7 protein-coding genes and 2 tRNA genes are annotated in these 8293 nt (G+C 67.6%); 6 read left to right on the plus strand and 3 right to left on the minus strand.

Annotated elements, in window-relative coordinates; genetic code table 11:
- Positions 1 to 187: 187 nt before the first annotated feature.
- Positions 188 to 260 (minus strand) — tRNA-Glu (locus tag HR086_RS42105).
- Positions 261 to 273: 13 nt separating this feature from the next.
- Positions 274 to 346 (minus strand) — tRNA-Lys (locus HR086_RS42110).
- 193 nt (positions 347 to 539) lie between these two features.
- On the opposite strand from HR086_RS42110, the gene greB reads away from it, so the two are divergent.
- The 5 genes from greB (at position 540) to HR086_RS42135 (ending at position 4699) form a co-directional block, all read left to right on the plus strand.
- Positions 540 to 1079, plus strand: coding sequence for a transcription elongation factor GreB (gene greB, locus HR086_RS42115; RefSeq protein WP_174468445.1), 540 nt, complete (start codon positions 540 to 542; stop codon positions 1077 to 1079).
- 8 nt (positions 1080 to 1087) lie between these two features.
- The gene (locus HR086_RS42120; RefSeq protein WP_141648843.1) at positions 1088 to 2035 is read left to right on the plus strand and encodes a deacetylase; all 948 of its coding nucleotides are present in this window, start codon (positions 1088 to 1090) and stop codon (positions 2033 to 2035) included.
- 157 nt (positions 2036 to 2192) lie between these two features.
- On the plus strand, positions 2193 to 3512 hold the full coding sequence (locus HR086_RS42125) for a PhoH family protein (protein ID WP_141648842.1): 1320 nt from the start codon (positions 2193 to 2195) through the stop codon (positions 3510 to 3512).
- Between the two features lie 33 nt (positions 3513 to 3545).
- Positions 3546 to 3851 (plus strand): YbeD family protein, encoded by a 306-nt coding sequence (locus HR086_RS42130; protein WP_141648841.1) that lies wholly within the window; start codon positions 3546 to 3548, stop codon positions 3849 to 3851.
- Between the two features lie 86 nt (positions 3852 to 3937).
- Complete coding sequence (locus HR086_RS42135; RefSeq protein ID WP_174462644.1) at positions 3938 to 4699, plus strand: cyclopropane-fatty-acyl-phospholipid synthase family protein; 762 nt, start codon at positions 3938 to 3940, stop codon at positions 4697 to 4699.
- A gap of 53 nt (positions 4700 to 4752) precedes the next feature.
- On the opposite strand, the gene HR086_RS42140 is transcribed toward HR086_RS42135, so the two are convergent.
- Complete coding sequence (locus HR086_RS42140; protein ID WP_141648839.1) at positions 4753 to 5847, minus strand: diacylglycerol kinase family protein; 1095 nt, start codon at positions 5845 to 5847, stop codon at positions 4753 to 4755.
- A 396-nt stretch (positions 5848 to 6243) separates the two neighbouring features.
- On the opposite strand from HR086_RS42140, the gene dnaK reads away from it, so the two are divergent.
- Positions 6244 to 8142: a molecular chaperone DnaK gene (gene dnaK / locus HR086_RS42145; RefSeq protein WP_174458610.1), complete on the plus strand. Its 1899-nt coding sequence runs from the start codon at positions 6244 to 6246 to the stop codon at positions 8140 to 8142.
- The last annotated feature ends 151 nt before the right edge of the window (positions 8143 to 8293 follow it).

Consider the following 8293-nt stretch of genomic DNA (forward strand, 5'->3'; position numbering starts at 1 on the left):
GGGACGGGGGAGTCGCCGGACATGACAGCAGGGCCTAGCACTGACGCGCACGCTCCGCCCCTGACGAATCGGCTGGAGGAGGGCGGGATGCGTCTCCGGCTCGGGACATCCTGGAGACGAGTAAGAGCCTGAAAGAACCGAGGCCGGAAGCCGCTGAGATTCCAGCGGCTTCCGGCCCCGATTGCAGTGTCCCCGACGGGATTCGAACCCGTGTTACCGGCTTGAAAGGCCAGCGTCCTGGGCCTCTAGACGACGGGGACGTCGCCACCTACATGAGTCGCGGGGGGATCGAACCCCCGACCCTCGGCTTAAAAGGCCGGTGCTCTACCATCTGAGCTAGCGACTCGCACTATTCTTTTGTTCAAAAAAACTCGCGCGGCCCGCCTGGGCCCGAAGGCAGGCGCTTCCTACCCGAACTCCTTCGCGCTTTCCACTGGCGAGCGCATGTCCCCCATCCTGACGGCGCTTCCACCGCCTCCCCGTGAACGCCTGGGGCTCCGCCGAACGCCGCCGTCAGTCATCGGTTGTATACAGCAGGCATGGCCCAGGACCTCCCCCCTGAAGAACACGAAGACCCGGAGGCCGAGGACGGCGACGAGAAGGCTCCCTTCCGCCGCTACCTCACCCGCCCGGGCGCCGAGCGGATGCACCGGGAGCTCGTCCGGCTGCTCAACGAGGAGCGCCCCAAGGTGACCGCCGAGGTCTCCGCCGCCGCCGCCCAGGGGGACCGCTCCGAGAACGCCGAGTACATTTACGGAAAGAAGCGCCTGCGCGAAATCGACCGCCGCATCCGCTTCCTACAGAGGCGCCTGGACACCGCCACCATCGTCACGCCTTCTGAACAGAGCGACCGTGCACGCGTTTACTTCGGCGCCACGGTCACCCTGGAGGACGAGGACGGGGCACGCACGAAGTACCAGATTGTCGGGTCCGACGAAATCGACGCCGCCGGAGGTCGCATCAGCGTGGAGTCCCCCATCGGTCGCGCCCTTCTTCGCAAGAGCGTGGGTGACTCCGTCGAGGTGCACCGCCCCCGGGGCGAAATCGAGCTGACCGTCATCGACATCCGCTACGACTAGGAGGCCCCATGCCTCGGACGCTGCCCATCAACCCCCGCTTCCGCCGCATCTATCAGCACCTGAGCGGGGCGGACCTGGCCGCGCTCGACCCCGAGGAACTCTCCCTCGAGGACCTGGGCCTGGGCGACTCCCAGAAGACCCGCGTGGGCCTGCTGTTCGGGACCTACAGCCACCAGGGCCTCGAGCGCGTCCTGCGCACCTACGGCCTGTTCCAGCGCGCAGAGGAGCGGGTGGGGCCCATCGAACTGCGCATCCAGGGCGAGGATCCGTTCCGCCCCCGGGTCGTCTTGTGGAGCCGCCGCTTCTACGCCCCCGTCGCCGACCTGTCCCTGCGCATGGCCACCGGCGCCGAGGTCGGCCTCGGTGACGCGCTCGCCACCGCGCCCCTGCTCTATGTGGACGCGCTGCTGCTCCAGAATCCGGGCCGCTCGTTCGACTGGCACCGCCCACCGCTGCCAGGGCAGAGCCACCCCGGGCTCGCGCTCTCCGCGCCCCTGTTGGAACTCTTGATGCTCATGGCCCGTCGCATCGGCGCGGAGGCCCTGGCCCTCACTCCCTCCACCTTCGCCGCCGCGAGCGTCTATGACCGGCGCTTCCTCTTCGTGGACGGCGCGGCCCAGGGGCGCTTCCTCGCGTTGCGCGGCGCTGGCGGCAAGCGCCCTCGCTGGCTGCTCGCGTGGGCCGTGGAGCTGGGCTGCATGCGCGACGCGGAAGGGCAGCCGCTCCCCTTCACCCCCATGCCCATGTTGTCTCCGCTCAGTCGCCGGCTGATCCGCTCGTTCGACGCCAAGGCCTGGGCCGAAGCGCGCGAGCAGACGGGGCGACAGGTGGTGACGCTCGACGAGGAGGCGCTCCAGCAGCGCTTCCCCTGGGAGCGCATGCCCCCGGGGCCGCCCCCCGAGCGGCTGGCGGAGCTGCTGGGGTACGACCCGCTCGCCCCCGTGCTCGCGCACTGAGCGCCAAGGCGTGGGGTTTCGAACAACCGGCGTCCCCGACGCCAACCTGGCTGCTTCCGTCGGAGCCGCTGTCTATATTGGAGTGGGCGTCAGGCTCAGCCACGTCGCACGGTCCCCAGCGGTCGCACCCGAACCAATCAGGTCGCGCGAACCCACGATGCGAAAGAACTTCATCCTCGATACCAACGTCCTCCTCCATGATCCGCGCAGCATCTACGGCTTCGAGGACAACAACGTCATCATCCCCATCTACGTCATCGAGGAGATTGATCAGTTCAAGAGAGATCTCTCCGAGCTGGGGCGCAACGCCCGCATGGTGGCGCGCTACCTGGACACCTTCCGCGCGGAGGGCTCGCTGAAGGAAGGGGTGCCCATGCCGAGGGGCGGCCTCTTGCGCGTGTGCTTCACGGACCGCGACCTGCCGCTGTCCATGGCGGACAGCAACCTGATGGACAACCGCATCCTCGCGGTGGCCATCGACCTGATGGAGCAGGAGCCTGACACCCAGGCCGTCTTCATCACCAAGGACACCAACCTGCGCATCCGCGCGGACGCGCTGGGCCTCATCGCAGAGGACTACGACACCGAGCGGGTGGAGATCACCGAGCTGTACACGGGCTTCACCGAGCGGCTCGTCCCCAAGGAGCTGGTGGACCAGATGTACAGGCCCGGCGCGGAGGTGGAGCTGCCGGACGTGGACACGCTCTTCCCCAATCAGCTGGTGCTGCTCAAGGACGAGACGAACCCGTCGCACACCGCCATGGGGCGCCTGCACGGGCTCAAGAACCGGCTGGTGCCGCTGCTCCGCCAGAGCAAGGAAGGCACCTGGGGCATCCGTCCGCGCAACATGGAGCAGGCCTTCTGCCTGGACCTGCTGCTCAACGACGACATCAAGCTCGTCACCATCGTCGGCAAGGCGGGCACGGGCAAGACGCTGCTGGCCATCGCCGCGGGGCTCCAGAAGGTGACGGAGGAGAACCTCTACCAGAAGCTCCTGGTGAGCCGCCCCATCTTCCCCCTGGGGCGGGACATCGGGTATCTGCCCGGCAGCGTCGAGGAGAAGCTCAACCCCTGGATGCAGCCCATCTTCGACAACGTGGAGTTCCTGATGAACCTCAGCCGCGCGGACAAGAAGGCCGGCCGCGGCTATCACGAACTGCTGGACCTGGGGCTGATGGAAATCGAGCCGCTCACGTACATCCGTGGCCGGAGCATCCCCAACCAGTTCATCATCGTGGACGAAGCGCAGAACCTCACGCCTCACGAGGTGAAGACCATCATCACCCGCGTGGGTGACAACACGAAGATCATCCTCACGGGGGATCCGTTCCAGATCGACAACCCCTATGTGGATTCGACCAACAACGGCCTGGTGCACGTGGTCAATCGCTTCAAGAGCGAGAAGATCGCCGCGCACATCACCATGGCCAAGGGCGAGCGCAGTGCCCTGGCCGAGCTCGCCGCCAACCTGCTCTAGGCACCCGCGGGTGCCTGCGCGAAGAGACGTGTCATGACGAACGACGGCCCTGGAGACACCCCTCCGGAAGACGGAGAGAAGAAGCCCCTCATCGAGTACCCCGCGGTCTACACCTTCAAGGTGATGGGCCTGCAGGGGCCCGGCTTCGCCGAGCACGTGAGGGACTTGTTCCGGAAGATGATGGGCTCCGAAATCTCTCCGGACTCCATCCACGAGCAGCCCAGCAGCAAGGGCAAGTACCTGTCCCTCAGCGTGTCGGTGTACCTGCTGTCCGAGGAGCAGCGGCGCTCCATCTATGAACAGCTGAAAAAGGACCCGCGCGTCGTCTACTACCTGTGACGCCGGACGCGCGCGGCCTCCTCTGTCGGGTGGGGGGCCCGCGCCGTCTCTGGAAGTCCGGGCGGGGTTGGGTATATGAGGAGCCCATGAGCCCGGCAGATCCCTTTCCGCTGTACCACCCCGCGGACGCCCGGCGCGCGTTCAGCTCGGACGACGTGACTCGGCGGTTCGCCAAGGTGGCCCAACTGGAGCCGGGCGCCCGGGTGCTGGTGCTCGGGTGTGGCGCGGATGGCAGCGCGGCGCTGCTGCTCGCCCGGGAGATGGGCTGCACCGTGCTGGCCGCGGACATGGACGAGGCCCTGGTCTCCTCCGCCCGCGAGCGGGTGCGCCATCAAGGGCTGACGGACCGCATCGATGTGCGCGGCGTGGCCCTGGATTCGCTCGGACTGCCGGACGGCGCTTTCGACGCCATCCTTGTCCAGGGCCGGGTGCTGTACACCCTGCGCGGGACGCTGTCGTCCCTGCGGCCGCTCCTGGCGAGAAGAGGGCGGCTGGGAATGACCTTCCCCGCGAGGGTGGCGCGAGTCGTCCCCAAGGCCGCCGCCGAGCTCTGGGAGCGCCGTCTGGGCGCCCCCCTGTTGCTGCCGCGCGAGCTGCTCCAGTCGCTGGAGCTGGGCGGATTCGAGCCGGAGTCGGCGGAGACGCTGCACGACGTGGAACTCGACGACTACTACCGAGAGGTGGAGTCCAGCCTGAAGCCCATGTCGGGTTCCCAGGCGTCCGCGCTGCGCGAGGAACTGGCGCTGCACCGCGAGAGCAACGGCAAGGCCACGGTCAGCTACGCCTTCGTGGTGGGACGCCGCAAGGAGCCGGGCGAGAAGCCCCCGGCTTCACGCGACAGGGGCTAGTCGGCCAGGCGGGGGAGGGCGGCAATCTGGCCGCCCCCTTCCAGCCCAGCGGGCTAGTTCAGCGCGCCGTTGAAGTCGACGAGCTCGATGGACTCGGGCGCCACGGACAGCGACACCTGATCCCGATATCCGGCCGCGTCGCCGCCCACCTGGAAGGGCATGGGGCGCGCGAAGCGGATGGTGGCGTCGCGGACGTGGAAGTCGTGCAGGCCCTCGGGGAACCAGCGCCCGTTCCAGAGGCGGGGCAGGTTCGCCAGCACCTGCGTGGGAGTCACCTGGCCCAGCCGCAGTTGCATGAAGCCGCGCCGGCCACACGCGAAGGGGAACATGCGGAAGCCATAGCCGTAGAAGGGCATGGTGCCCGCGGCGGCCATCATCAGCCTGCCCCGGAAGAGCAGCTCGCCAGGGGCCACCGGCTCGCCCATGGGCTGGCCGTCCGCGCCCAGGCGGTACGCCTCGCCGGCCTGCCCGTTGACGACCTCGCACTCCACCCAGGTGGAGTTCGTCAGGTAGTGCGGCACCGTCTTGCAGGCCACCGCGGAGAAGTAGCCACCGCTGCCGGACAGCACGCTCTTGAGGAGACCCTTGCCCAGGTTCTCCTTCACCCAGATGTAGTCGTTGAGCACCTTGCCATCCACGCCCAGCCCCGCGAAGGGCGCGCGCTGCCCATCCACCATCAGGAGGTCCATTGGGCGGAAGCCCGGGACTTCACCGGTGCGGGCGCGCAGCACGTCGTTGAGGATTCCGTCGCCCCGGGTGCCGGAGGCGTTGACGTGGGCGGCGATACCGTTGCCCGTGCCCAGCTTGAGGATGCCGAAGCGGGGCGCCTGCTGACCGGCGAAGCGGCCTCGGGGGCCGACCAACTGGAGGACCTCGTTCACGAAGCCCATGAACGTGCCGTCGCCGCCGCCCGTGAAGACCAGGGGATAGCCGCGCTCCAGCACCGTCTGGGCGATGCGGCGGCCGTCCAACTGCGAGCGGGAGAGGAACAGGTCCTGCTCCGGCACCACGTGCGACAGCGACTTCACCACCCGGGCGTCCACCTTCCGGGCATTGGCGTTGAGGAGCACCGCGACCTTCGGTTCAGCGGATACGTCCGCCGACGGGGAGCGGCGGAGGTCCGGAGAGCGCAGGGGCTGAACCAACATGAGGATGGCTCCAGGGTAGGTGCGGGTGGGGGAACCCGACATCGACGCGTCGCCGCAATGTGCACTTTCATTGCCAACCGGTGACGCGAGGCGTCAGCAGGCGGGCAGGCATGTCATTCCAAGGGGTTGCAGCGTTGGTTGGTGTTCGAAAGGTCGCCCGGTTGCTACCTGGAGGTGACGGCGGTGTAGAGCGCGTTACGCACCCGTGCCGTGAAGGTGGCGATGACGTGACGCGGCAACCAGCCTCGTGCGCACTGCGCTACGCACCCGGGAGCACCACCTTGTGCCAGAGGGCCCGGCGCCACCTCCGGTTTGACACAGGGGGGTGGGTGGTTACGTTGGGCGTACATCAGGAGCTTTCGCAGAAAACGCAGTTATTTCCGGAGGATACGAACCGTGGGCAAGATTATTGGGATCGACCTGGGCACCACGAACAGCGTGGTGGCGATCATGGAGGGTCGCGAGCCCAAGGTCATCGTCAACGAGGAAGGCAGCCGCATCACGCCCTCGGTCGTCGCGTTCACCAAGGACGGCGAGCGACTGGTTGGTCAGGTGGCGAAGCGCCAGGCCATCACCAATCCGGAGCGCACCATCTACTCCAGCAAGCGCTTCATGGGCCGGCGGCATGACGAGGTGACCGAGGAGGCGAAGCTCGTCCCTTACAAGGTTGCTCGAGGACCGAACGGTGACGCGCGCATCGAACTGGACGGCAAGCAGTACAGCGCGCCGGAGATCAGCGCGCAGATCCTGCTGAAGCTGAAGCGGGCGGCGGAGAACTACCTGGGTGAGAAGGTGACGGAGGCGGTCATCACCGTCCCCGCGTACTTCAACGACGCTCAGCGCCAGGCCACGAAGGACGCGGGTGAAATCGCGGGCCTCACGGTTCGGCGCATCGTGAACGAGCCGACCGCCGCGGCGCTCGCGTACGGCCTGGACAAGAAGAAGGACGAGAAGATCGCCGTCTACGACTTCGGCGGCGGCACGTTCGACATCTCCATCCTGGAGGTGGGTGAGAGCGTGGTCGACGTGCTCGCGACCAACGGCGACACGCACCTGGGCGGTGACAACATCGACCAGCGGATCATGGACTGGCTGATCTCCGAGTTCAAGAAGGACACGGGGCTGGACGTCAGCAAGGACAAGATGGTCCTCCAGCGCCTGAAGGAGGCGGCGGAGAAGGCGAAGATCGAGCTGTCGAGCGCGACGGAGACGGACATCAACCTGCCGTTCCTCACGGCGGATGCGACCGGTCCCAAGCACCTCAACCTGAAGCTCACGCGCGCCAAATTCGAGGCGATGATCGATGACCTCATCGAGCGCTCGCTGGAGCCGTGCCGCAAGTGCCTGAAGGACTCGGGCGTGGACCTCAAGGACCTCAACGAGGTCGTGCTCGTGGGCGGTACCACGCGCATCCCGAAGGTGCAGGAAGCGGTGAAGCGGCTGTTCGGCAAGGAGCCGAACCGTTCGGTGAACCCGGACGAGGTCGTCGCCGTCGGCGCGGCGGTGCAGGCGGGTGTGCTCTCCGGCGAGGTGAAGGACATCCTCCTGCTGGACGTGACGCCGCTGAGCCTGGGCGTGGAGACGCTGGGTGGCGTGATGACCAAGCTCATCGAGCGCAACACCACCATCCCCACGCGCAAGTCGGAGACGTTCTCCACGGCCGCGGATGGCCAGTCGCAGGTGGAGATCCACGTGCTCCAGGGTGAGCGCGAGATGGCGAACGACAACCGGAGCCTGGGCCGCTTCCACCTGACGGGCTTGCCCCCGGCGCCGCGCGGCGTGCCGCAGATCGAGGTGACGTTCGACCTCGACGCCAACGGCATCCTCAACGTCAACGCCAAGGACAAGGCCACCGGCAAGGAGCAGAAGGTCACCATCACCCACTCGTCCGGTCTCGCGAAGGACGAGGTGGAGAAGATGGTCGCCGACGCCCGCTCGAACGAGGCGGCCGACAAGGAGCGCCGCGAGCTGGTGGAGCTGAAGAACCAGGCGGAGGCCCAGTCCTACGCCGCGGAGAAGCTCGTCAAGGAGAACAAGGAGAAGCTCACTCCGGACGTGGCGAAGGCGCTCGAGGACAGCGTGGCGGAGCTCAACAAGGTGCGCGAGGGCCAGGACAAGGACGCCATCAAGTCCGCGCTCGAGAAGCTCCAGGCCGCCAGCTACAAGGCCGCGGAGGAGATGTACAAGGCCACTGGTGGGGCGCCGGGTGGCGAGCCGCCTCCGGGTGCTGCTCCCGGGGCTCAGCCGGGCGCGAAGAAGGACGACGTGGTGGACGCCGAGTTCCGCCAGTCGTGACGCCGGGGCCGTGAGGCCCGGGTGTTGAAGCAGAGGGCCGGTGCTCCCGCTACACGCGGGGGGCCGGCCCTTCTGCGTTGCGGGACTCGGGGCGGACCTTCCGAAAGGATGGATGGCCGTGTGCGTGGCGAGACTTGGGGCGGGTGCAAGG

The sequence above is a fragment of the Myxococcus sp. CA039A genome (assembly GCF_013336645.1).
Lineage (GTDB): Bacteria > Myxococcota > Myxococcia > Myxococcales > Myxococcaceae > Myxococcus > Myxococcus llanfairpwllgwyngyllgogerychwyrndrobwllllantysiliogogogochensis.